The 24,950-nt window shown below is 38.3% G+C and carries 19 protein-coding genes; 14 read left to right on the forward strand and 5 right to left on the reverse strand.

The features are described 5' to 3' along the window. Positions 1-11 precede the first annotated feature (11 nt). The 4 genes from WMO38_RS13005 to WMO38_RS13020 are packed head-to-tail and all read left to right on the forward strand — an operon-like array spanning position 12 to position 3,368. Complete coding sequence (locus tag WMO38_RS13005) at positions 12-926, forward strand: PSP1 domain-containing protein (protein ID WP_021866823.1); 915 nt, start codon at positions 12-14, stop codon at positions 924-926. Continuing rightward, positions 919-1,668, forward strand: coding sequence for a tRNA1(Val) (adenine(37)-N6)-methyltransferase (locus WMO38_RS13010; RefSeq protein WP_186837536.1), 750 nt, complete (start codon positions 919-921; stop codon positions 1,666-1,668). The genes WMO38_RS13005 and WMO38_RS13010 overlap by 8 nt, the downstream gene beginning before the upstream one ends. Continuing rightward, positions 1,661-2,527, forward strand: a complete 867-nt coding sequence (gene rsmI, locus WMO38_RS13015; RefSeq protein WP_349162993.1) for a 16S rRNA (cytidine(1402)-2'-O)-methyltransferase — start codon at positions 1,661-1,663, stop codon at positions 2,525-2,527. Before WMO38_RS13010 ends, rsmI begins: the two co-directional genes overlap by 8 nt. Continuing rightward, complete coding sequence (locus WMO38_RS13020; RefSeq protein WP_021866826.1) at positions 2,517-3,368, forward strand: deoxyribonuclease IV; 852 nt, start codon at positions 2,517-2,519, stop codon at positions 3,366-3,368. The genes rsmI and WMO38_RS13020 overlap by 11 nt, the downstream gene beginning before the upstream one ends. A 98-nt stretch (positions 3,369-3,466) precedes the next feature. On the opposite strand, the gene WMO38_RS13025 is transcribed toward WMO38_RS13020, so the two are convergent. After that, complete coding sequence (locus WMO38_RS13025; RefSeq protein WP_349162994.1) at positions 3,467-4,111, reverse strand: TetR/AcrR family transcriptional regulator; 645 nt, start codon at positions 4,109-4,111, stop codon at positions 3,467-3,469. A gap of 184 nt (positions 4,112-4,295) precedes the next feature. On the opposite strand from WMO38_RS13025, the gene WMO38_RS13030 reads away from it, so the two are divergent. The 3 genes from WMO38_RS13030 to WMO38_RS13040 all read left to right on the forward strand — a co-directional run bounded on the left by WMO38_RS13030 (position 4,296) and on the right by WMO38_RS13040 (position 9,497). Continuing rightward, positions 4,296-6,386: an efflux RND transporter permease subunit gene (locus WMO38_RS13030; RefSeq protein ID WP_349162995.1), complete on the forward strand. Its 2,091-nt coding sequence runs from the start codon at positions 4,296-4,298 to the stop codon at positions 6,384-6,386. A 53-nt stretch (positions 6,387-6,439) separates the two neighbouring features. Then, on the forward strand, positions 6,440-8,818 hold the full coding sequence (locus WMO38_RS13035; RefSeq protein ID WP_349162996.1) for a hypothetical protein: 2,379 nt from the start codon (positions 6,440-6,442) through the stop codon (positions 8,816-8,818). A gap of 193 nt (positions 8,819-9,011) precedes the next feature. Next, complete coding sequence (locus WMO38_RS13040; RefSeq protein ID WP_021866830.1) at positions 9,012-9,497, forward strand: QueT transporter family protein; 486 nt, start codon at positions 9,012-9,014, stop codon at positions 9,495-9,497. Positions 9,498-9,561: 64 nt separating this feature from the next. Here WMO38_RS13040 and WMO38_RS13045 read toward each other — a convergent pair whose 3' ends face one another. From WMO38_RS13045 to WMO38_RS13055, 3 genes are read right to left on the reverse strand one after another with little or no spacing between them, the layout of a single operon-like run. Continuing rightward, positions 9,562-10,281 (reverse strand): YoaK family protein, encoded by a 720-nt coding sequence (locus tag WMO38_RS13045; protein ID WP_349162997.1) that lies wholly within the window; start codon positions 10,279-10,281, stop codon positions 9,562-9,564. Between the two features lie 43 nt (positions 10,282-10,324). Continuing rightward, the gene (gene pyrB / locus WMO38_RS13050; RefSeq protein WP_349162998.1) at positions 10,325-11,266 is read right to left on the reverse strand and encodes an aspartate carbamoyltransferase; all 942 of its coding nucleotides are present in this window, start codon (positions 11,264-11,266) and stop codon (positions 10,325-10,327) included. Continuing rightward, positions 11,263-12,564 (reverse strand): adenylosuccinate synthase, encoded by a 1,302-nt coding sequence (locus tag WMO38_RS13055; protein ID WP_349162999.1) that lies wholly within the window; start codon positions 12,562-12,564, stop codon positions 11,263-11,265. Before WMO38_RS13055 ends, pyrB begins: the two co-directional genes overlap by 4 nt. Positions 12,565-12,835: 271 nt before the next feature. Between WMO38_RS13055 and WMO38_RS13060 the strand changes: the two genes are divergently transcribed. The 3 genes from WMO38_RS13060 (at position 12,836) to WMO38_RS13070 (ending at position 15,901) form a co-directional block, all read left to right on the forward strand. Next, positions 12,836-13,726, forward strand: a complete 891-nt coding sequence (locus WMO38_RS13060) for a LysR family transcriptional regulator (protein WP_186837103.1) — start codon at positions 12,836-12,838, stop codon at positions 13,724-13,726. 3 nt (positions 13,727-13,729) lie between these two features. Beyond that, positions 13,730-14,629: a LysR family transcriptional regulator gene (locus WMO38_RS13065; RefSeq protein ID WP_349163000.1), complete on the forward strand. Its 900-nt coding sequence runs from the start codon at positions 13,730-13,732 to the stop codon at positions 14,627-14,629. Positions 14,630-14,776: 147 nt separating this feature from the next. Continuing rightward, positions 14,777-15,901 carry a 5-methyltetrahydropteroyltriglutamate--homocysteine S-methyltransferase gene (locus WMO38_RS13070; protein ID WP_349163001.1) on the forward strand — a complete coding sequence of 375 codons (1,125 nt, stop codon included), beginning with the start codon at positions 14,777-14,779 and terminating at the stop codon, positions 15,899-15,901. A 21-nt stretch (positions 15,902-15,922) separates the two neighbouring features. On the opposite strand, the gene WMO38_RS13075 is transcribed toward WMO38_RS13070, so the two are convergent. After that, positions 15,923-16,360: a MarR family winged helix-turn-helix transcriptional regulator gene (locus WMO38_RS13075; protein WP_349163002.1), complete on the reverse strand. Its 438-nt coding sequence runs from the start codon at positions 16,358-16,360 to the stop codon at positions 15,923-15,925. 169 nt (positions 16,361-16,529) lie between these two features. On the opposite strand from WMO38_RS13075, the gene WMO38_RS13080 reads away from it, so the two are divergent. The 4 genes from WMO38_RS13080 (at position 16,530) to WMO38_RS13095 (ending at position 24,929) form a co-directional block, all read left to right on the forward strand. Further along, a complete protein-coding gene (locus tag WMO38_RS13080; RefSeq protein ID WP_349163003.1) occupies positions 16,530-17,546 on the forward strand; it encodes a sugar kinase in 1,017 nt (338 codons plus the stop codon). A gap of 455 nt (positions 17,547-18,001) precedes the next feature. Next, the gene (ileS, locus tag WMO38_RS13085; RefSeq protein WP_349163009.1) at positions 18,002-21,220 is read left to right on the forward strand and encodes an isoleucine--tRNA ligase; all 3,219 of its coding nucleotides are present in this window, start codon (positions 18,002-18,004) and stop codon (positions 21,218-21,220) included. Positions 21,221-21,356: 136 nt separating this feature from the next. Then, on the forward strand, positions 21,357-23,828 hold the full coding sequence (locus tag WMO38_RS13090) for a glycogen/starch/alpha-glucan phosphorylase (RefSeq protein WP_186837106.1): 2,472 nt from the start codon (positions 21,357-21,359) through the stop codon (positions 23,826-23,828). Between the two features lie 180 nt (positions 23,829-24,008). Then, positions 24,009-24,929 (forward strand): SpoIID/LytB domain-containing protein, encoded by a 921-nt coding sequence (locus WMO38_RS13095; RefSeq protein WP_021866673.1) that lies wholly within the window; start codon positions 24,009-24,011, stop codon positions 24,927-24,929. Positions 24,930-24,950 lie beyond the last annotated feature (21 nt).

The following is a 24,950-nucleotide window of genomic DNA, read 5'->3' on the forward strand; positions in this document are numbered from 1 at the left end:
GAGATTTATAGATGACAAAGGTTATTGGTGTTCGTTTCAGACGTGCCGGAAAGATTTATTTCTTTGCACCGGGAAAGTATACGGATATTTCGGAAGGAGATCATGTTATTGTTGAGACAGCAAGGGGCGTTGAATATGGCAATGTTGTTCTTGGAATACGTGATGTTGAATATGAGAAGGTTATACAGCCTTTGAAAGCGGTTATCCGTGTTGCAACACCGGAGGATGATGCAAGAGAGGCAAAGAACAGAGAGAAAGAAAAGGAAGCCTTTAAAATTTGTCTTGAAAAGATTGCAAAGCATAAGCTTGCAATGAAACTTATAAAGGTAGAGTATACATTTGATAATAATAAAATACTATTTTATTTTACAGCAGACGGAAGAATTGATTTCAGGGAGCTTGTAAAGGATTTGGCTTCTGTTTTCAAAACAAGAATAGAGCTTAGACAGATTGGTGTCAGGGATGAGGCAAAGATTCGCGGCGGAATCGGTGCATGTGGAAGACCATTATGTTGTGCAACATATATGCCTGAATTTATTCCGGTTTCTATCAAGATGGCAAAAGAACAGAATCTTTCGCTTAATCCGACAAAGATTTCAGGTGTGTGCGGACGACTTATGTGTTGTCTCAAAAATGAAGAAGAGGCATATGAAGATTTGAACAGCAGACTTCCGGCTGTCGGAGATTTTGTTACAACTTCAGATAAGCTGAAAGGTGAGGTTACAAGTGTTAATGTTCTTCGCCAGAGAGTTAAAGTTACTGTAACTCTTGATGGTGATGAAAAGGAAATCCGCGAATATCCGGTATCTGAACTGAAGTTTAAGTTAAGACGCAAAAATGATAAAGTCCAGATTAATGACAAGGAACTCAAGGAACTTGAAGAACTGGAGAGAAAGGAAGGTCAGTCTCATATTACAGATGAATGATGTAATTAGTGAAAACGAACGTATAGACGACCTGCAATGCAAAGGATATAGATTAATTCAGAATACGGCGTGTTTTTGCTTCGGCATGGACGCCGTGTTGTTATCTTCATTTGCCACAGCGGGGAAAAATGCCAGTGTGCTTGATTTGTGCAGTGGAAATGGTGTTATTCCGATTCTCATGCACGCTAAGAATCCGCAGACAAAGTATGTAGGAATAGAAATTCAGGATGTGGCATTTAATCTGGCACAAAGAAATGCCAGTCTTAATAATATAAGCGGTGATGTAGTATTTGTGCAGGGAAATATTAAAGAAATAAAGAGTCTTACTGAAGGCAGATTATTTGATGTAGTTACGACTAATCCGCCATATATGACGGAAAAGCATGGGATTGTGAATCCTGAAAGTGCAAAGGCGATTGCAAGGCACGAATTGCTATGTAATCTTGATGATGTTGTCAAGGCGGCAGCAGACAGCTTAAAGGTGCATGGCAGATTTTTTATGGTACACAGGCCAAAGCGTCTTGTTCAGATTTTTGACTCAATGACATCACATGGACTTGAGCCTAAACGTATAAGAATGGTTCATCCGTATGATGACAAAGCTGCTAATATGGTGCTGATTGAAGCTGTTAAGGGCGGAAAGCCGCAGCTTGATGTCGAACCGCCGCTGATTGTATACAACCATGACGGAAGCTACACGCAGGAACTTTTGAAAATGTATGGAGATAATGCTGATGAATGAATATGAAAATAAAGGAAGACAGGGAATTTTATACCTTTGTGCAACACCGATAGGCAATCTTGAAGATATAACATTCCGTGTTCTCAGGACACTGAAAGAGGTTGATTTGATTGCGGCGGAGGATACGAGGAATTCAATGAAGCTCTGTAATCATTTTGATATTAAGACGCCTCTTACAAGCTATCATGAATTTAATAAGTATGACAAAGCAAAAGTTCTTGTTGATAAATTAAGAGCAGGAGCGGACATTGCAGTTATAACAGATGCCGGAACACCGGGAATATCTGACCCCGGAGAAGAACTTGTAAAACAGTGTCATGAAGCGGGAATTACAGTGACGTCACTTCCGGGACCGGCAGCATGTGTGACAGCACTTACTATGTCGGGGCTGCCGACAAGAAGATTTTGTTTTGAAGCATTCCTGCCGTCGGACAAGCAGGAGAGAAGAGATGTTATTTCTGAGCTTGAAAATGAGACAAGAACCATGATTATATATGAGGCACCTCACCGCCTGAAAAAGACACTTGCTGAACTTACAGAAGTTTTTGGGGCAAACAGGAGACTTTCCGTATGCAAGGAACTTACAAAACGCCATGAAAATGTATTTCTTACGACATTTGGAGAGGTTGTGGAATTTTATGAAAATAATGAGCCACGCGGAGAATACGTCCTTGTGATTGAAGGAAAATCGCGTGATGACATAAAAAAGGAGCAGCAGGCACAGTGGGAAAGCATGAGTATTGTTGAGCATGTTGACAAATATATTGCCGATGGAATGGATAAAAAGGAAGCAATGAAAGCTGCGGCAAAGGACAGAGGAATATCTAAAAGGGAGGTTTATAACGAGTATGTCAAATGAAAATTCACAAAAATTTAAAATAGGCTGCCATTTATCGGCATCTAAAGGTTTTCTTAATATGGGAAAAGAGATTGTTGCACTCGGTGGCAATACTTTTCAGTTTTTTACAAGAAATCCGCGAGGCGGTGCAGCAAAAGATATTGACGAAAAGGATGTTGAAGCATTTAAAAAGTTTGCGGATGAGAACGGAATTGAAGTTATTCTTGCACATGCACCATATACATTAAATGCATGCTCGGCAGATGAGTCAATCAGGGATTTTGCAAAGCGTACATTTGCGGATGATCTGGCAAGAATGGAGTATGTACCGGGAAATCTTTATAATTTTCATCCGGGAAGCCATGTAAAACAGGGCGTTGAGACAGGTACAGAGTATATCGTAGAGATGCTTAACGAGACAATCAAAGAATCACAGACAACTACTGTGCTTCTTGAGACTATGGCTGGCAAGGGCTCCGAGATTGGAAGAAAATTTGAAGAATTGAGAGCAATTATAGATAAGGTTGAACTTAATTCGCATCTTGGTGTATGCCTTGATACATGCCATGTTTACGATGCGGGATACGATATAGTCGGAAATCTTGATAATGTCATTAAAGAATTTGATGATGTGATAGGTCTTTCAAGACTTAAAGCCATTCATATCAATGATTCAAAGAACCCTTTTGCAAGCCATAAGGACAGACATGAAAAGATTGGTGAGGGGTCTATAGGAAAAGATGCGTTTGAGGCGATTATCAATCACCCTGCACTTATTAATCTTCCGTTTTATCTTGAAACACCGAATGACGCTGCCGGCTATGCGGCAGAAATTGCACTTTTAAAATCTTTAAGAAAATAAATCTTTATGAATATAGCCGCTGGTGTACAACAGATGACCGCCGGACAGCAGACAGCCGCCAGAGTCCATATTTACATGAGACTCTGGCGGCTGATTTATCAAATACCAAACTTTGGGAGATATTTTTCATCACCGGATTGATGGTTTATTATTATTGTTCGTATTGTCTGATAAAGATAAGGTTTTAAAGTTTCAACGTCTACAGGTTCTTTGTTAATTATGGCACTGTATGCCGTTGAACTGACAAGTTCGATTATCTGGAAAATCATTATCTCTGGATTTTCTATTTTCTCATCACTCTCATCTATCATTTTATAAAAAACGTCCTGAAAATTGACATCTTCGGGAGCAACATTTTTGGTCAGGGCCTGTTTGAATATTCCCCAGCTCAGGTTCTTGGAAATAAAAGCAAGCAATGACTGATTCTGAGATAATTCATTAATTATATAATCAACTATAAATATAATCTGGTCTATAAAATCAACCTTTTTTGTCTGAATCTGATATTCGTCAAGAGCAGTCTTGGCTTTTCCGAAAAGCTTGCTTGATTCGTGTGAAATCAGTTTATTTCTTATATCATATTTATCTTTAAAATACAGATAAAATGTTCCTTTTGCAATTCCGGCAGCCTTTGAAATCTCGGCAATTGATGTTTTATTTACGCCTTTTGTTGTAAAAAGTTCATATGCAGTATTTAAAAGGGACGTCTGTTTTTGCAGCTTGTTAAGTTCTATTTTACCCATGTTAATACGCCTCGTAAATTGAATTTCTTTTGTGCATAATAACGCAATTATATTTTTTTGTCAAATAAATGACCAAAAGTCATAAAATTTTTATAAACAATATTGACTGATGGTCATTTTGTGCTATAATGTGCAACGAAAGAAAGAAATGACCATTAGTCATAAATAAGAATGGAGGAAGACAATGGAAAAATTAGGAAGAGGAATTGTCAAGGCGAGAATTCCGATTTTGGTTATCAGTATTCTGCTTCTGATTCCTGCGGCTCTGGGTTATATAAATACCCGTGTTAATTATGATATTCTTTATTATCTGCCAAAGGAAATCGATACAATGCAGGGTCAGGATATTCTGCTTGACGAGTTTCAAAAAGGTGCTTATGCGATTGTTGTGGTTGACGGTATGCATGGACGTGAGCTTACAAAGCTTGAAGATAAGATTGAAAATGTTGACCATGTTGCAAAGCTTATTTCTTATAACAGTATCGTAGGTGGAGATATTCCGCTTGAGATGATACCGGAAAAGTTAAGAAGTCAGTTTTACAACAGTGACAAAGATTCAACGATGCTTGCGATTTTCTTTGATGATACAACATCAAGCGATGGTACTATGAATGCGATTAAGGAAATCCGTAAGGTTACAGACGGTCAGTGCTTTATAAGCGGTATGTCGGCAGTCGTAACAGATACAAAGACTCTTTCAGAAAAAGAGACACCTATTTATGTATTGATTGCAGTTATACTTGCCTGCATAGTATTGGCATTATTCATGGATTCATTCCTTGTTCCGGTATTCTTCATGTTAAGTATCGGTATCGCAATTGTTTACAACCTCGGTTCTAATTATTTTATGGGTGAGGTTTCATATATTACAAAAGCACTTGCGGCTGTTCTTCAGCTAGGTGTAACACTTGACTATTCAATTTTCTTATGGCACAGCTACAAGGAAATGAAAGAAGAGTATGGTGATGACCATAAAGAAGCTATGGCACATGCGATTGCAAGTACAATTACATCTGTTGTAGGTTCATCAATTACAACAGTTGCCGGATTTATAGCACTTTGCTTTATGAGTTTTACACTTGGTATGGATCTTGGTGTTGTAATGGCTAAGGGTGTTGTATTCGGTGTTATATGTTGTGTAACAGTTCTTCCGGCACTTATTCTTACATTTGATAAAGCACTTGAAAAGACAATGCATAGAGAGATTCTTCCGGCAAGATTTGATAAGCTGGCAGGATTCATTGTAAATCATGCATGGATATTTATTGTTATATTCGTTGCATTATTAGGACCGGCAATTTACGGTTATCAGCATACAAACGTATATTATGATTTGTCAGATACACTTCCTGCAAATCTTGATTGCTCAATTGCAAACAAAAAACTTGAAGAGAACTTTGATGTAAATTCAATTTATATGATTCTTGCAGATTCAGAATTGAATTCAAAAGACGCAAATAAGATGATGACAGAGATTAAAGATCTTGACGGTGTAACATTTGCTCTTGGTCTTGATTCTGCAATAGGTAACGAGATTCCTAAGGAACTTATACCTGAGAGTTTAAAGTCAGAACTTGTAAGTGATAAGCATCAGATTATGATGGTTGGTTCAGATTACAAGGTTGCATCAGATGAAATTAATAACCAGATTACAACTATTCAGGATATTGCAAAGAAATATGATTCGACATCAATGGTTATTGGTGAAGCACCTTGTACAAAGGATCTGATTACAATTACAGATACAGACTTCCAGCGGGTAAGTGCTGTTTCAATCGGTGCGATTGTTGTTATTATTCTTTTGGTATTTAAGTCAATTTCACTTCCTGTTGTTCTTGTAGCAGCGATTGAATTTGCAATTTTCATTAATATGGGACTTCCATATTACCTCGGAACAACGATACCATTTATTGCATCAGTTGTTATTGGTACAATTCAGCTTGGTGCAACAGTCGATTACGCTATTTTGATGACTACAAGATATAAGAGAGAAAGATTTGCGGGAGCTACAAAGAAAGAAGCTATTACAACAGCACTTTCAACATCAATTCCGTCAATCATCGTAAGTGCCCTCGGATTCTTCGCGGCTACGTTCGGTGTTGGTCTTATCTCAAGTGTTGATATGATTGGTTCTCTTTGTTCACTTATGGCAAGAGGTGCTATCGTAAGTATGATAGTTGTTATATTTGTACTTCCATCATTTTTTGTACTTCTTGATAAGATTATTATTCATACAAGTATGGGATTTATCGATAAATCAAAAAAGCAGGCTTAAAACTACCGGCTGTAAGTTCCGGGAACTAGGATTGAATGGAGGATAATTATATTATGATTAAAAAAAGATTGTTTAAATTTACATCTGTATTCATGTGTGCTGCAATGATGGCTGTAAGTTTTGCAGCATGCGGCACTAATACAGCAAGTGTTAATGATACAAATTCAGTTGCTTACGAGCAGTCAAAGTCAGGTGACGCTGAGAGCACATTGGAAAGTATCATAAACGACCAGCTTCTTGGAGCATCTAAGTCAAATGTTTCAACAGTAAGCAAAGAAAACAGCAAGGAAGAGACAGTATATGTATTTGCTGATGCATCAGGCAGGCAGAGCAAACTCCTTGTAAATGAAAAACTTAAAAATGCAACAAATCAGAAGACTATTTCTGATGTATCCAATCTTAAAAACATAAGTAACTTAAACGGTGATGAGACATTTACAGCAAGCGGATCTAAGCTCAGCTGGGCAGCAGACGGTAACAGCATTACATATCAGGGAACTTCAGATGAAGCGGCACCTGTTACAATGAAGGTTACATATTACCTTGACGGCAAAGAGATTTCGGCAGACCAGCTTGCTGGCAAGAGCGGTAAGGTAAAGATTCGTTTTGATTATACAAATAACCTTAAAAAGACTATTACAGTAAACGGCAAGTCAAAACAGGCATATGTACCGTTTACAATGATTACGGGAATGATGCTTCCGAATGATAACTTCAGCAATGTTGAAGTTACAAACGGTAAGGTTGTAGAGGCTTCAGACAGCAATGTTGTTGTAGGTATTACAATGCCGGGTCTTAAAGACAGCCTTAACATAAGCTTTGACGGAAAGAAAGCAGACCTTGATATTCCTGAATATTTTGAGGTTAGTGCTGATGTTACTGATTTTTCACTTGATATGACACTTTCTGTAGCAACTTCAAATCTTCTTACAGATGCAAATCTTGATGATATTAATCTTAATGATTTAAACAGCCAGATTAACAAACTGTCAGATGCGGGAAATCAGCTTGCAGACGGTGCAACAACACTTTCTGATGGTATTGCACAACTTCAGTCAAATGTTCCTGATTTAACAAGCGGTGTTGCACAGCTTGATGATGGTGCAGGCACTCTTCAGAGTGGTCTTAGCCAGTATACGGACGGTGTTGCAAGTGCGACAGACGGCGTTGCAGCTCTTGATGCAGGTGCTAACCAGCTTTCATCAGGTATCAATGCACTTTCTGATACATTCAAGAGTCAGATTTTAACAGGTGTTGCACAGCTTGCCGATGGCGCAGATGCACTTGTGGGCGGAATACAAAATCAGCTTATACCGGGTGCAAATACACTCAGTGCAGGCATTGATAAGCTGTCTGCAACTCTTAACGGTTCATTTAGCCAGATTAAGTCAAATGCAGATACATATGGTGTTAAGTATCAGACAGCACTCACATCTGCTAAGACACTTGAGACTGCAGCCACAACAACATTACCGAATGGTGCAACGCTTAATGATATACTTACACAGGTTGGGCAGCTTGCAGGCGGTGTTGATATGACAATAAAGACAGCAACAGATTTGTCAGGTGATTTGACAGATGAGTCAAAGGTGACAGCATTATTTACTAAATATATCACAGCTTACACGGCGGCAGTTAAGCTTGATACTTTAAGTGCATATAATACAGCTATAAAGACACAGCTTGACACAGTAAATGGCACAATAAGCCAGATAACAGGCGGTGCATATAAAAAGCTTGATTCATTATATACAGCAGAGATGGGACTTCTTCTTCAGGCAGTAAGCAACGGAGGAGTGTATACAGCATTAAATACTGTATACAATACAGCAACACAGACAGTAGACCCAGAAACGGGATATAACCTTTCTCAAAGCCTTGAAGCACTTTCAAATGGTGCTAAACAGCTTATAGGAGGTCTTGGTCAGATTAAGGATGGAGCAGGTCAGATTAGTTTAGGTGCTAAGAAGTTAAAGATGGGCATCGGCTCATTTGATGAACTTAATCCTGCGGCTGAAACAGTGTGCTCAGCACTTTATAAGCTTCAGGCAGGCGGCAGCCAGCTTACAGGCGGTACTAAGCAGTTAGGTGATGGTCTTTCAACTCTCAAGTCAAATAATGAAACACTTAATTCAGGTGCATCAGCATTAAAGGCGGGTACATCACAGCTTAGAAGTGCATCAGCTACACTTGCTGATGGCGTTGACCAGCTTGCAGAAGGTTCAATCACATTGAAAGACGGTATGATTGAATTCAATGAAACAGGCGTTCAGAAGCTTGCAAATCTTGTTAAGAACGACGCACAGGATGCAGTCGATACAATCAAGAAGATTGTAGAATTAGGTAATGATTACCAGTCATTTGCAGGTAAATCTGATGATGTTAAGGGAACTGTCAAGTTCATATATAAGACTGAAGGAATCACAAAATAATTGATTCCGGAAAGTAACAAAAGGCTTATAAATAAATTGATTTTATAATTGACACCCCGAAAGACTTATGATATTCTCTATGAGTTGCCCCATAGTAAATTAAAGGTCTTTTGGGGTGATGTCATGCGACATTAGATATCCGAGTGTTCGAGACCTTCCACTCGTAAAACAAAACTAAAGGAGAAAATTTAATATGAAAAACAAAAAGGCTGTGTTTATTACACAAGGTGCAGTTATTGCTGCGATTTACGTAGTGCTTGTCATTGTTTTTGACTATTGGAGCTTTGGTCCGATACAGTTCAGGGTTGCAGAAGCATTGACAATACTCCCATACTTTACACCGGCGGCTATACCGGGATTGTTTATCGGCTGTCTCATCGCTAACATACTTGGCGGAGCAGTAATCTGGGATATTGTATTCGGAAGCATTGCAACACTTATTGGTGCAGTTGGTACATATTTGCTTCGTAAAAACAAATGGCTTGCCCCTCTTCCTCCAATTATTGCCAACACAATTATAGTACCATGGGTATTAAAATATGCGTATGGCAGTGAGGGAATGATTCCATTCTTTATGCTTACGGTAGGCGGCGGAGAGATTATTGTATGTGGTATTCTCGGTATGCTTCTTCTGTTTGCATTGAATAAATACAGACATCAGATATTCAAAGATTTATAAAATTAAATATTTAAAAGTCTAAAACCCCCGGCGGTCAGTAAGTGCTGACTACCGGGGGTGATTTTTACTGTTTTTTAATATCTTTTTCAAGTTTACGCACATCTTTTTCTATTTCGGGAACATCTTCTTTTATAAACATAATCATAAAACTTACAAATAAGAGTCCACATGAAACCCAGATGGTACGCATGTTAAAGAACTTAATGAAATATCCGCCAAGTCCTGCACCAATTGCAAACATTATGATAATAGCCCAGTAACAAAGCGATTTATGAAGGATTTTTTTATCCTTTGTTTTAACGTATGCACAAAGTGATTCAACACCGCTTCTCATATTGCCGATGCACATTGTACTTGCAAATGCATATCCGTTTACTTTTCTGAATGCCTGTACCTGCATTGCACATGAAAATGAAACAATTGCGTTGGCAAGAAGATTCAATTCCAGAGGCAGGAAACCTACCACAAAAAGAAGAATTATTTCATTGAGAACCACAAGCTGCCGCCAATGGAATTTTTGAATTTTACGGTATTTGATGTGTACGAATTCCGAGACGGCAATGCCCAAAGCAAAAAATACAAGCGGCACAAGATAATGAAGTGCAAGATGCCAGTTCTTTTCTGCAATGCTCTGGCTTAACAACACAATGTTTCCTGTCTGTGCATTGGCAAATACTTTTCCACGGAATATGTATGTGTATGCGTCCTGTAGACCACCTGAAACTGATAAAAATGCGGCGGTTAAGAATGAGTCAGACATCTGTCCGTGTATTTTGTGTTTCATTTTATATTCCTCCGTAAAGTGTTTTTTGGGTAATGTTTTAACATTATAACACTTTTTGACCGGTAAGTGGGTCGGTAATTTCAAGTAAGGCCATAATTACTGCCATACGTACATATTTTCCGTTCTGTACCTGCTTGAAATATGCAGCACGGTTGTCGTCATCAACGTCTGTTGATATTTCATCAACTCTTGGAAGTGGGTGTAAAACCGGCATATCAGGCTTGGCAAGATTAAGTTTTTCACGGTTGAGAATATATGTATCTTTGAGGCGTAAATATTCATCTTCGCTAAAAAAACGTTCCTTTTGTACTCGTGTCATATAGAGTACATCAAGCTTAGGAAGTGTTTCTTCAAGGCTTGAAACCTCATAATATTCTGAATTATAAGGTTTTAATGTGTCTTCTATTGTATATGCGGGCACTTTTAATTCATCGGGAGAGATAAAGTAAAAACGGTTGTTTTCGTAACGCACAAGACTGTTTACGAGTGAGTGTACAGTTCGTCCGAATTTTAAGTCGCCGCAGAATCCGATAGTAATATTATCAAGGTGGCCTTTCAGTTGTCTTATGGTCATTAAATCGATGAGAGTCTGTGTCGGGTGATTATGACCGCCATCACCGGCATTTATTACAGGAATTGAAGAATACATTGATGCAACCAGCGGAGCACCTTCTTTTGGATGTCTCATTGCAATAATATCGGCGTAGCAGCTTACAACGCGGGAAGTATCGGCAACTGTTTCACCTTTGCTTGCACTCGACATTTCAGCACCGGCGAATCCGATTACCTGACCGCCGAGGCTGAGCATTGCTGATTCAAATGACAGACGTGTTCTTGTACTTGGCTCATAAAAGAGTGTTGCAATTCTTTTTCCATCGGCAACATGGCTATAGGAATCAGGATTTTGCTTGATCCTGTCAGCGAGGTCCAATATGTTTTTAGTTTCTTCAAGTGTAAAATCAAGTGTGTCAATCAAGTGTCTCATAACCATTCTCCCTTTGTCAAATATTGATTTCTTTCAGCTCCTACAGAGATAAACTGAATCTCATGATTCAAAAGATGTTCAAGAGTTTCAATGTATTTTCTTGCATTTTCAGGCAGCTCTTCATATTTCCTGCATTTTGAAATGTCAGTATTCCAGCCGGGAAGCGTTTGGATGACAGGAGTCATGCTGTCTAAATCGTCTAATGGATCAAATTCAGTTATGAGTTCATCGTTTAATTTATATGCTGTGATTACCGGAATTTCATCCATCCGGCTTAACACATCCAGTTTTGTGAGTGCGATTTTATCAGCATTCTGGCATTTCAGACCATAAGCAGAGGCTACGGCGTCAAATGGACCGACACGGCGAGGACGTCCTGTTGCAGCACCGTATTCACCGCCGGATTTTCTTAGTGATTCCATCCATTTTTCCGGCATTGCTTTTTCTGCCGTGAATGGTCCTGCACCGACACATGTAGAATAAGCCTTTAACACACCGACGATGTGGTCAGGCAAAGTTCCCGGAATGCCGGCACCGATAGGACCATATGCGGAGATAGTTGATGAGCTTGAGGTGTATGGGAAAATTCCATAATCGATGTCACGCATGGCACCGAGCTGAGCCTCAAGAACAACTTTTTGGTGATTGGAGAGGGCAGCTGTAATGTAATTTCCGGTATCTGTAATATATGGAGCAAATTGTTCAGCCTTTTTTTTACACCATGATAAAAGAGCCGGATAAGACATTGGAGCTTGGTGGTAGCAGCCGCCCAGTTCCAGATTTTTGTATTCAAGCATAGTTTTTAATCTTGATTGAATATGTGGTTTGTCAAGATGAAGAAGGTCGCCGAGACGCAATGTTTTTTTCTTATATTTATCGCTGTATGCGTATGCAATGCCGCGGCGTGTAGAACCAAAGGCAGAACCTGTTTTTGCAAGCCTGTCTTCTTCAAGTTCATCCTGAATTTTATGCCATGGCATTGATATAGTAGCATGCTTTGAGAGCTTTAAATTCTGAGGAGAAATTACAATTCCTTTCTCTCTTATGCTTTCAATCTCGTTTTCAAGATGGTCTAAATCTACAACCATGCCATCACCAAGAACGCATGTGACATCAGGATGTAATATTCCTGATGGAAGAAGATTAAGTACAAATTTACAGTTGTCTGTTACAACTGTATGTCCGGCGTTGTTTCCGCCCTGATATCTGACAACAACATCGGCATTTTCGGCAAGCAGATCGATTACACGGCCTTTGCCTTCATCGCCCCAGTTGATTCCTGTTACTGCTGTAAGCATATTAGCCTCCTTGTTTTCCGAAGGAAAATGCGACCACTATGGGAGCAGAGGCTTTTCCTCCTTGTTTTCCGAGGGAAAATGCGACCGCTATGGGAGCAGAGGCTTTTCCTCCTTGTTTTCTTTTTCAGAATTGGCTAAATTATACTATTGAATTTGCGATAAGTAAAAACTATAATTGATATAATAAACATAAGCAATTGATATGACAGATGAACGTTTATAGCGGTTGCAGATTTCTGACATAATAAGAATAAACAGGAGGCAGGGGGTTATGAATGTAAATTTTGAGTATTATAAGATTTTTTTCTATGTGGCGAAGTATCATAATTTTACAAAAGCCGCACATGTACTTGGAAACAGCCAGCCAAATGTTACGAGAGCAATGAATTGTCTGGAACAGCAGATTAACACACTTCTGTTTGTGAGAACAAACAGAGGAGTTGAGCTTACGCCTGAGGGTGAAAAACTGTACATAAGGGTCTCAGCGGCAATGGCACAGATATTTGAGGCAGAGGAGGAACTTTCTGACAGCATGAGCCTTTCGCACGGAAGTATTTCTATCGGAGCGAGCGAGACGGCTCTTAATATATTTCTTCTTGATAAATTGAAATCGTTTCATATGATGTATCAGGGAATAAGGCTGAAAATATATAATCACTCAACACCTCAGGCGATAGATGCAGTTAAGAATGGAATAATTGATTTTGCGGTTGTATCCACGCCAGCAGATGTTGAGTCACCATTAAAAAGCGTGAAATTAGTTCCGTTCAGGGAGATTCTTATAGGTGGAAAAACATTTACGGCACTTGGAAGCCAGGAACTTTCGCTCAGCGAATTAAAGGATTATCCGCTTATATGTCTTGGACGAGAGACAGCAACGTATGATTTTTATAACAAAATATTTTTGTCGCATGGACTTGAACTTAATCCGGACACGGAGGCGGCAACGACAGACCAGATACTTCCTCTTGTGAAGAGTGAACTTGGGCTTGCATTTATTCCAGAGCCGATGGCGGCAGAGGCAATTAATAAAAATGAAATTGTCAGAATCCAGTTAAGAGATGAAATTCCCGGAAGAAATATCTGTATGGTATACGATTCAAGACATCCACTCAACTCTGCGGCAAGAGAATTGCAGAAAGTTATTATGGAAGGCAGGTAGAATATGACACTTCAACAATTAAAATATGCAATAACAGTTGCACAGACAGGAACGATTACAGAGGCTGCAGAAAAGTTATATATTTCACAGCCGAGCCTTACTAATGCAATACACGAACTTGAAAAAGAAATGAATATTGAAATATTTACAAGAACTAATAAAGGAATAATTGTTTCAAAAGACGGTGAGGATTTTCTGGGATATGCGAGGCAGGTGCTGGAACAGGCAGAGGTTCTTGAAGATAAATATAAAGGTGGCGGTGGTGGAAAGAAGAAATTCTGTATTTCAACGCAGCATTATTCATTCGCGGTTAATGCATTTGTTGATTTGATAAAAAAATATGGACAGGATGAATATGATTTCAGCATACGTGAGACGCAGACGTATGAGATTATAGAAGATGTTGCTAAGATGAACAGTGAGTTGGGAATTATTTTTATGGATGATTTTAATGATGTCGTTCTTAATAAAATTTTAAAATCCAATGATTTGGAATTCCATCAGCTTTATTCGGCAAAACCACATGTTTTCATAAGCAGGAGGAACCCACTGGCTGGAAAGCAAATTATTACAAATGAACAGCTGGAAGCATATCCGTATCTGTCATATGAACAGGGAGAGCACAATTCGTTTTATTTTTCAGAGGAAATATTTTCAACTTATGAAAGAAAGAAAAATATCAGGGTGAGAGACCGTGCAACGCTTTTTAATCTGCTTATAGGATTAAACGGATATACGGTATGCAGCGGAATTATTGACAAAAAACTTAATGGAAAAGATATAATTGCAGTTCCGCTTGCAGATGAAAAAGACATGCGTATAGGATATATCACACATAGAAAAGGCATGATAAGCAGGCTTGGAAATACATATATTGAAGCATTAAAAAAGTATCTGCAATAATGGGAAGTAATATCAAATAGAATAATTTGACATAGTTTTAAACTATGTCGAACATATATTTTTATGTATTATACAGATGACAAAACTTCAATTTATAATAAGACTCACAGAAAACAGAAAATTATTATAAATTTGGAGGAAAAATAGATGAGCAGATTAGAAACACCATTCAGATATGACCATGTTGGAAGCTTTTTACGTCCTGAAAAATTAAAGGAGGCAAGAAGAAAGTTTGATGATGGTGCTATCGGATATGATGAGTTAAAGAAGGTTGAAGATGAAACGATTACGGAACTTGTAGGCAGATTAAAAGAAATAGGATACCATGTTATCACAGATGGCGAGTTCAGGAGAGCAACATGGCATCTTGATTTTATGTGGGGATTTGACGGAGTGGGACATGTTGAGACAAAGACAGGACTTCCGTTCCATGGTGAAGCTGCAATGATTGATGATACATTTCTTGTTGGAAAGATAAAATCTTCAAAGGAACATCCATTTGTGGAACATTTCAGATTTGTAAAGCAGTTTGAGGACGAAGAAACAGTTGCAAAACAGACAATTCCTGCACCGGCACAGTTCTTTGCACAGTTTACAATGCCTTTCAACAGAGTTGAGACAGAAAAGTATTATTCATCTGATGATGAACTTGCAGATGATATTGTAAAGGCTTATGCTTCATTTATTGATGATTTATACAAAGCAGGCTGCCGCAATCTTCAGCTTGATGACTGTACATGGGGCATGCTGGCAGATAAGACAGCAACTTTGGTATATGGGAAAAAGACATTTGAAGGATTAAAAGAAGTCCAGAAATTATATAAAGATATTAATAACAGAGTGATTGACCAGGCACCGGAGGATATGATTATTAATACACATGTGTGCCGTGGCAATTTCCATTCTACATATGCAAGCAGCGGTGCGTATACACCCGTTGCAGACGTGCTTTTCGGCGAGGAAAATGCAAATGCATATTATCTTGAATTTGATGATGAGCGTTCAGGTGGATTTGAGCCTCTTGCAAAGGTTTCAGGCAATAAGAAGGTTGTGCTTGGTCTTATAACAACAAAATCACCTGTACTTGAGGATAAAGCACAGGTGATAGCAAGAATCCGTGAAGCAGAAAAGTTTGCCCCTCTTGACAGATTATATCTTAGTCCGCAGTGTGGATTTGCATCTTGCGAAATCGGAAATAAGCTCACAGAAGATGAGCAGTGGGCAAAACTTAAACTTGTTAAAGAAATCGCAGAAGAGATATGGGGAAAATAGAATAAGAACGGCAGTGCCGGATTACTTCCACTGACCGAAAAAGTCTTCAAGTTTGTTGAGAGACTTTGTAAGAACGGCAGCCTCTTCTTCGTTCAGACTATCCATAACGCTGTCAATCATGTTTTTGTGAAATGCAGCATGATGTTTGTATGCACTCACGCCTTTTGGTGTGAGTGTGGCAAATACGATTCTTCTGTCTTTCGGATTGCGTGTACGTATTATATATCCCTTTTTGACAAGTGCATTCATTCCTATAGTAAGTGTTCCCATTGTAACTCCGAGTGTTTTGGAGATGGCAGTCATTGTACGTGGTTCTTCTGTTCCAACGGCTTCAATAATATGCATGTCTGTAACAGAAATGTCTTTGAATTCATCAGTTATGAGGGCTTTTTCCTCTACGTCTAAAATGTCATTAAACAGTTTTACAAGTAAATTATTCAAAACTTCAAATGTATCCATAAGAAGCACCTGCTCTTTCTTTGTAATATGTTTTAATAATAAAATACGAATCTTTTTCTATAGTATATACGAAATAAGTCCTATTTGCAATGAATTTGATTTGCTTTTTTGTACCTTACGTAGTATCATAAATATGTATATGTAGTTCGTTACTAAAAAGGAGAAATATATGAAGTTCATAGCAATCGGAGAATTGATGTTAAGATTATCTCCGCCAAATTATGAAAAGATTGTATCTACTCATAATTATATTGTAAATTATGGCGGTGCTGAGGCAAACGTGGCAGTATCTTTGGCAAATCTCGGAGTTGACAGTACATTCTTTACTGTACTTCCGAATTCAGATATTGGTAAGTCTGCTATTAATTATTTTAAGGCAAATGATGTACATACAAAGCATATTATAAAGGCAGACGGAAGAATGGGACTGTATTATCTTGAAGAGGGTGTATCTGTAAGACCTTCACAGGTAATCTATGACCGTTCGGGTTCTGCATTTGCTGAATATGACTATAAGGATGTAGATTTTGAAAATATATTAAAAGATTATGACTGGCTTCATTTAAGCGGTATTACACCGGCACTTTCATATAACTGCCGCCGCCTTATAGACAAGGCTGTTAAGGCTGCAAAGAAGCTTGGACTTACTGTAAGTTTTGACCCTAATTTCAGAAGTACATTATGGTCATTCAGTACAGCCAGAGATGTTCTTAGTAAGTATCTTCCATATGTAGATGTATTGATTGGTATAGAACCTATTCATGTATACAATCCAGACGGAACAGATGTCAAAGATGGTCTTACAATGGATCCGTCTTTTAAGGATATGGACAGAGTATTTAAGGCTATTGATGAGCAGTATCATATGAAAGCAATCGGAAGAACTGTAAGATATGTTCACTCAGGCAGCAACAATTCTCTCAAAGCTTTCTTCTATACTAATGGAGAGACTTATGAGAGTAAGACGATTAACTTTGAAATTGTTGACCGTGTCGGTGGTGGTGATGCATTTTCATCAGGTCTTATTTATGCACTTATGCAGAATGATATGACACCACAGGAGACAGTTGATTTTGCTGTTGCATCTTCTGTAATGAAGCATGCTATCCGAGGCGATACAAATATCACAAGTGTAGATCAGATTAAGAGACTTATGAACAATGCTTCATTTGATGTACAAAGATAATTATGTGATTTTTAGTACAATTTGTACTAAGATAAGAGCAAGGCAGACAAGTGCTTGACATTTCAGACCTTGTTATATACAATAAAGCCAACTGCAATGACGAAGACAGTAGGATATAAGGAAAAGTCGCAGCGAGCCGGGGTGGTGAGAGCCGGTACGAGTAGCTTATATCTGAACATCACTTCCAAGCATCCGGGCTGAACGGAGTTTGTTTCGGGCGTGTAAGCGTAGCGGAACATGAAAGCACTTCAATTAAGCCGGGACGGAAATCCTACCGTTAAAAGGGACGCATATGCTGGTATGTCGTAATTAAGATTAGGTCGATAATTCCCCTGTCGTTTATTACGGCAGGGGCTTTTTTAATGCGGGTATCAGATTGTTTTATGTGCATGGAGCATTTGCTGGTGACGCAGATTATTAGAATTGGCACAATTATGAAAGGACGGATTTTTAAGATGGTATACGAAAAGGTATCACCGGAACTTAATTTTGTTGATAGAGAAAAACAAGTCGAGAAGTTCTGGAAAGAAAATGACATTTTTGAAAAAAGTATTGAAAATCGTAAAGAGGGAGAGACATATACATTCTATGATGGTCCTCCAACGGCTAATGGTAAGCCTCATATCGGTCATGTCCTTACAAGAGTTATTAAGGATATGATTCCAAGATACCGTACAATGAAAGGATACATGGTTCCACGTAAGGCAGGATGGGATACACATGGTCTTCCTGTTGAGCTTGAAGTTGAAAAGAAGCTCGGACTTGATGGCAAGGAACAGATTGAAGAGTATGGTCTTGAGCCATTTATCAAGCATTGTAAAGAGAGTGTATGGAAATATAAGGGCATGTGGGAGGATTTCTCATCTACTGTAGGTTTCTGGGCTGATATGGATAACCCTTATGTTACTTATGACAATAACTTTATCGAGTCTGAATGGTGGGCTTTAAAGCAGATTTGGGATAAGGGACTTCTTTACAAAGGTTTTAAAATTGTTCCTTACTGTCCAAGATGTGGCACACCTCTTTCTTCTCATGAGGTTGCACAGGGATATAAGGCTGTAAAAGAGCGTTCAGCAGTAGTACGTTTCAAGGTTGTCGGCGAAGATGCTTATTTCCTTGCATGGACAACAACGCCTTGGACACTTCCGTCTAATGTTGCCCTTTGTGTAAATCCTGATGAGACATATGTTAAGGTAAAAGCTGCTGATGGATATACTTATTATATGGCAGAGGCACTTCTTGACAAAGTATTAGGCGGACTTGCAGTTAAGGCGGGACAGACTGTAAAAGGCGAGTCACTTGATGAGGATGCAAAAGACGCAAATGGTGCCGGTATTGATTATGAAGTATTAGAGACTTACAAAGGTAAGGATTTAGAGTATAAAGAGTATGAACCATTATATCAGTGTGCAGCTGATTGTGCCGCAAAACAGCACAAGAAGGGACATTTTGTTACATGTGACACATATGTAACTATGTCAGATGGTACAGGTATCGTTCATATTGCACCTGCATTTGGTGAAGATGATGCCAAAGTAGGCAGAAAATATGACCTTCCATTTGTTCAGTTTGTTGATGGCAAGGGTGATTTGACAGAAGAAACACCTTATGCCGGATTATTTGTTAAGAAAGCGGATCCGGAAGTATTAAAAGACCTTGATAAGGAAGGAAAGCTTTTTGACGCACCTAAGTTTGAGCATGATTATCCATTCTGCTGGAGATGTGATACACCTCTTATTTATTATGCAAGAGAGTCATGGTTTATCAAGATGACAGATCCTGAAGTTAAGGCTAATCTCATTGCTAATAATAAGACAATCAACTGGATTCCAGAGACAATCGGAACAGGACGTTTTGGAGCATGGCTTGAAAATGTCCAGGACTGGGGTATCAGCCGTAACCGTTATTGGGGTACACCGCTTAATATCTGGCAGTGTGAGGATTGTGGCGAAATGCTTTCAATCGGAAGCATTGCAGAACTCAAGGAACATTCAGACAACTGTCCTGATGATATCGAGCTTCACCGTCCATATATCGATGCGGTTACATGCAAGTGTGGCAAGTGTGGCGGCACAATGAAGAGAGTTCCGGAAGTTATCGACTGCTGGTTCGATTCAGGTTCAATGCCATTTGCACAGCATCACTATCCATTTGAAAATAAGGAATTATTTGAACAGCAGTTCCCAGCCAAGTTTATTTCAGAAGCTGTTGACCAGACAAGAGGATGGTTCTATTCACTTCTTGCTATTTCAACACTCTTATTTAACAAGGCACCTTACGAAAATGTTATCGTTTTAGGACATGTTCAGGATGCTGACGGCCAGAAGATGAGTAAATCAAAGGGCAATGCAGTAGATCCGTTTGATGCATTACAGAAACACGGAGCAGATGCAATCCGCTGGTATTTCTATGAAAATTCAGCACCATGGCTTCCTAACCGTTTCCATGACAAGGCTGTTACAGAAGGTCAGAGAAAGTTCATGGGTACAATCTGGAACACATATGCATTCTTCGTATTATATGCAAATATTGATGATTTTGATGCAACAAAATATACTTTGGAATATGATAAGCTTCCGGTAATGGATAAATGGATTCTTTCAAAGTTAAATACAATGGTTAAGACTGTTGATGACAATCTTAACAACTACAAGATTACAGAGACTGCAAGAGTTCTTGAAGATTTTGTTGATGAACTTTCTAACTGGTATGTAAGAAGATGCCGTGAGAGATTCTGGGCAAAGGGAATGGAACAGGATAAGATTAATGCTTACATGACATTGTATACAACACTTGTTACACTTTGTAAAGCAGCAGCTCCAATGATTCCGTTTATGACAGAGAGCATTTACAGAAATCTTGTATGCAGCATTGACAAGACAGCACCTATAAGCGTTCACCTTTGCGATTTCCCTAAGGTAAATGAAGACTGGATTGATACAAAACTTGAAGAGAACATGGAAGATGTCCTTAATGCAGTTGTAATCGGACGTGCATGCCGAAATGCAACAAATATCAAGAACAGACAGCCAATCGGAAAGATGTTTATCAAAGCACCATGGAAACTTGATGATTTCTTTACAAATATTATCGCAGATGAGCTTAATGTAAAGAGCGTTGAATATAAGGATGATGTAAGAGATTTCACATCATACACATTCAAGCCGCAGCTTAAAACATTGGGACCTAAGTATGGCAAGTTCCTCGGTGAAATCAGAAAGCAGCTTTCAGAACTTGATGGCAATAAGGCTATGGATGACCTTAACAATGCAGGATATATCACACTTTCTGTAAATGGACAGGATATTCAGCTCGAAAAGGCAGATCTCCTTATCGAGATGGTTCAGGCAGAAGGATATGTTGCCAATTCTGATAAGGGAATTACAGTTGTTATGGATACAAAGCTTACACCTGAACTTATCGAGGAAGGTTTTATAAGAGAACTTGTAAGTAAAATCCAGACAATGCGTAAGGATGCAGGATTTGAAGTTATGGACAGAATCAATGTATATGTTTCTGGAAATGATAAGATTGCAGCTCTTATGGAGAAAAATGCAGAACAGGTTAAAGCAGTTGTACTTGCTGACAATATTATTGCCGGTGAAGCAAAAGGATTTACAAAGGATTGGAATATCAACGGCGAAGATGTAACTTTAGGCGTTGAAAAACAGTAATTAAACAGCAGATTATAAAAGTGTCCGGTTTTGGTAAAAATAAACCGGGCACTTATTTGCATTTTAAGTAATTAATGTAGTATAATTATAATGCTTTAAACATTTTATCAATACCATATTTCAGGAGGAAAAATGAATGAGTAATACTTCATGGTTTAATAAAGATGAATTCAAGAAAAATATTATAAGCAACTGTAAATCCTTATTCAGAAAAAATATTGATGAGGCAGATAAACAGCAGCTTTTCCAGTCTGTAGCATATGCTGTAAAGGAAATTATAATTGATAGATGGATTGCGACACAGAAGGAATATGCAAAACAGGATAAAAAGACTGTTTACTATATGTCTATGGAATTCCTTATGGGCAGGGCTTTAGGTAACAATATGATTAATCTTATGGCATATGATGAAATGAAGGAAGTTCTTGAAGAACTTGGCATGGATATTAATGTCATAGAGGACCAGGAACCTGATGCAGCACTCGGTAACGGTGGTCTGGGAAGACTTGCCGCATGTTTCCTTGATTCACTTGCAACACTTGAATATCCGGCATATGGATGCGGAATACGTTATAAATATGGTATGTTTAAGCAGGAGATTAAAGATGGCTATCAGGTAGAAGTTCCTGATAACTGGCTTAAAGACGGTAATCCGTTTGAGATTAAGCGTTCTGAATATCCGACAGTAGTTAAGTTCGGAGGATATGTACGTTCATACAGAGATGAAAAGACAGGAAGAGATATGTTTGTTCAGGAGGATTACAGAGCTGTAACAGCTATTCCTTATGATGTTCCTGTTGTTGGATATGGCGTAAATACAGTTAATACATTAAGAATATGGGATGCAGAACCGGTAGATACATTTAATTTAAGTTCATTTGATAAGGGTGATTATCAGAAAGCGGTTGAGGAAGAGAACCTTGCAAAGAATATTGTTGAGGTACTTTATCCTAATGATAATCATTATGCGGGTAAGGAACTTCGTTTAAAACAGCAGTATTTCTTTGTATCAGCCAGCGTACAGCGTGCGATTGCACAGTATAAGGAAAGACATGATGATGTAAGAAAGCTTTATGAAAAGGTAACTTTCCAGCTTAATGATACACATCCTACAGTAGCTGTAGCGGAACTTATGAGAATTCTCATGGACGAAGAAGGTCTTGAATGGGATGAAGCATGGGATGTAACAACTAAGACTGTTGCATATACAAATCATACAATTATGGCAGAAGCACTTGAAAAATGGCCAATTGAGCTTTTCTCAAGACTTCTTCCTAGAATTTATCAGATTGTGGAGGAGATTAATCGTCGTTTTGTAGAAGAAATAAAGGCTAAGTATCCAGGCAATCAGGATAAAATCCGCAAGATGGCAATTATTTATGATGGTCAGGTTAAGATGGCTAATCTTGCAATATGTGCAGGATATTCTGTAAATGGTGTTGCAAAACTTCATACGGAGATTCTTGAAAAGCAGGAACTTAAAGATTTCTATGAAATGATGCCGGAGAAGTTCAATAATAAGACTAATGGTATCACGCAGAGAAGATTCCTTCTTCATGCAAATCCGCTTCTTGCAGCATGGATTACAGACAAAATCGGCGATGGATGGATTACAGATTTAACACAGCTTAAAAAGCTTAAAGTATATGTTGATGATGCAAAATGCCAGCAGGAGCTTATGCAGATTAAGTATAAAAATAAGGTTCGCCTTGCAAAATATATAAAAGAGCATAATGGAATTGATGTTGACCCGAATTCTATTTTTGATGTCCAGGTTAAGAGACTTCATGAATATAAGAGACAGCTTCTTAATATTCTTCATGTAATGTATCTTTACAATGAAGTAAAGAAGAATCCTGATATGGATATTAAGCCAAGAACATTTATTTTTGGTGCAAAAGCAGCCGCAGGTTATAAGATTGCAAAGCAGACAATCAAACTTATCAACAGCGTTGCAGATGTAATTAATAACGATGCTTCAATTAATGGCAAGATTAAGGTAGTATTTATTGAAAATTACAGAGTTTCAAACGGTGAAATCATATTCGCGGCAGCAGATGTAAGCGAACAGATTTCTACAGCATCAAAGGAAGCATCAGGTACAGGTAATATGAAGTTCATGCTCAACGGAGCCATGACACTTGGTACAATGGATGGTGCTAATGTTGAGATTGTTCAGGAAGTCGGAATTGAAAATGCCGTAATATTCGGACTTTCATCTGATGAAGTTATTCGCTATGAAAATGAGGGCGGTTATGACCCAATGGAGATATTTAATAATGACCAGAATATCCGTGAGGTATTGATGGAACTTATCAATGGCAAATATTCTCCTGATGATACAGAAAGATTCAGAGATATTTACAATTCACTCCTTAATAATCAGGGCGGCAGAAGAGCGGACACATACTTTATACTCAAGGATTTCCGTTCATATGCTGATGCACAGAAGATTATTAACGAAAGGTATTCTGATGAAAAGGCATGGGCGAAGTCAATGATGTTAAATATTGCCAGTGCCGGTAAGTTCTCATCAGACAGAACTATTGAAGAATATGTTCATGATATCTGGAAGCTTGAAAAAGTTCACATTCCGGATGTGAAATAATTTTATAAAAATTTATAATGAGTATGCCTCGTTTACCGTTTTGACGGTGCGGGGCATATTTTTTATTTTAGCTGCATATGCTTTTATATCATATGATTCTATGCCGGATTATTTCTATGATTCTATGTTGGATTATTCCGGCTTGATGAATTCTTGATTAAGAGGGGATTTTTTGCAGATATGAAAAAAATACTTACGGTCATATTGATATTTTGTATATATGTTGCTGTGCCGGCTGTGATAACTTTGTCGGTTAATTCTGATGATTCGCAGGGGGTATCTCAGGAAAATATTTATGGACCGAGGGTTAATGTTAAATATAAAAATGGAACAAAATCTGTATCGGTAAATGAATTTGTCACAATGGTTCTCGCAAAAAGATTTGAGTCAGGTGATGAGACGGAAACGTTAAAGGCTATGGGTATAATGATAAGAACAGATATTTACCGTGTTATGGGGGATGAGATGAGTGTTGACAGCGAAACGCTTGGCATGGAGTATTTCACAAAAAATGTAATGAAAAATGAATGGGGGAATAATTTCGAGGAATATTATAATCATGTAAATGACAGTGTAATGTCAACAGGTCAGATGGTTATAACATATAATAATAATCTGATTGATGCAAAATATTCGCGTGTGTGCAATGAAAAGACGCTTTCCGGCACGGAACTTCTGGGAGCGGATTATGCATATCTGGTGCCGGCAGACTGCCCGGAAGATATGACAAGCCCTGATTTTCTCAAAACTGAGGAATATTCAAAAAAACAGTTTGTAAAAAAAATAAATACCGCATATAAGGATTCCGGGCTGGATGAAAATAATCCGTTTGGCGATATTCAGGTGGTTTCACAGACTAATATGGGGTATGTGACAAAAATTCAAGTGGGAAATGTTGTAATGTCGGGTGATGTATTTGCAAAAATACTGGGACTTAATTCGCCTTTTTTTGCAATTAAAGATGGAAAAATTACAACCAAAGGAAAGGGAAGCGGATTCGGAGTCAGCCTTTATACTGCAAATATTATGGCACGTTCGGGCAGTACATATGAAGATATAATTAATAAATTTTATTCCGGTGTAGCAATTGTGAGCAGATAAAATCATATAAAGGACACAGTG

Source organism: Lachnospira hominis (ex Hitch et al. 2025) (assembly GCF_040096395.1).
In the GTDB taxonomy this organism is placed as follows: domain Bacteria; phylum Bacillota; class Clostridia; order Lachnospirales; family Lachnospiraceae; genus Lachnospira; species Lachnospira hominis.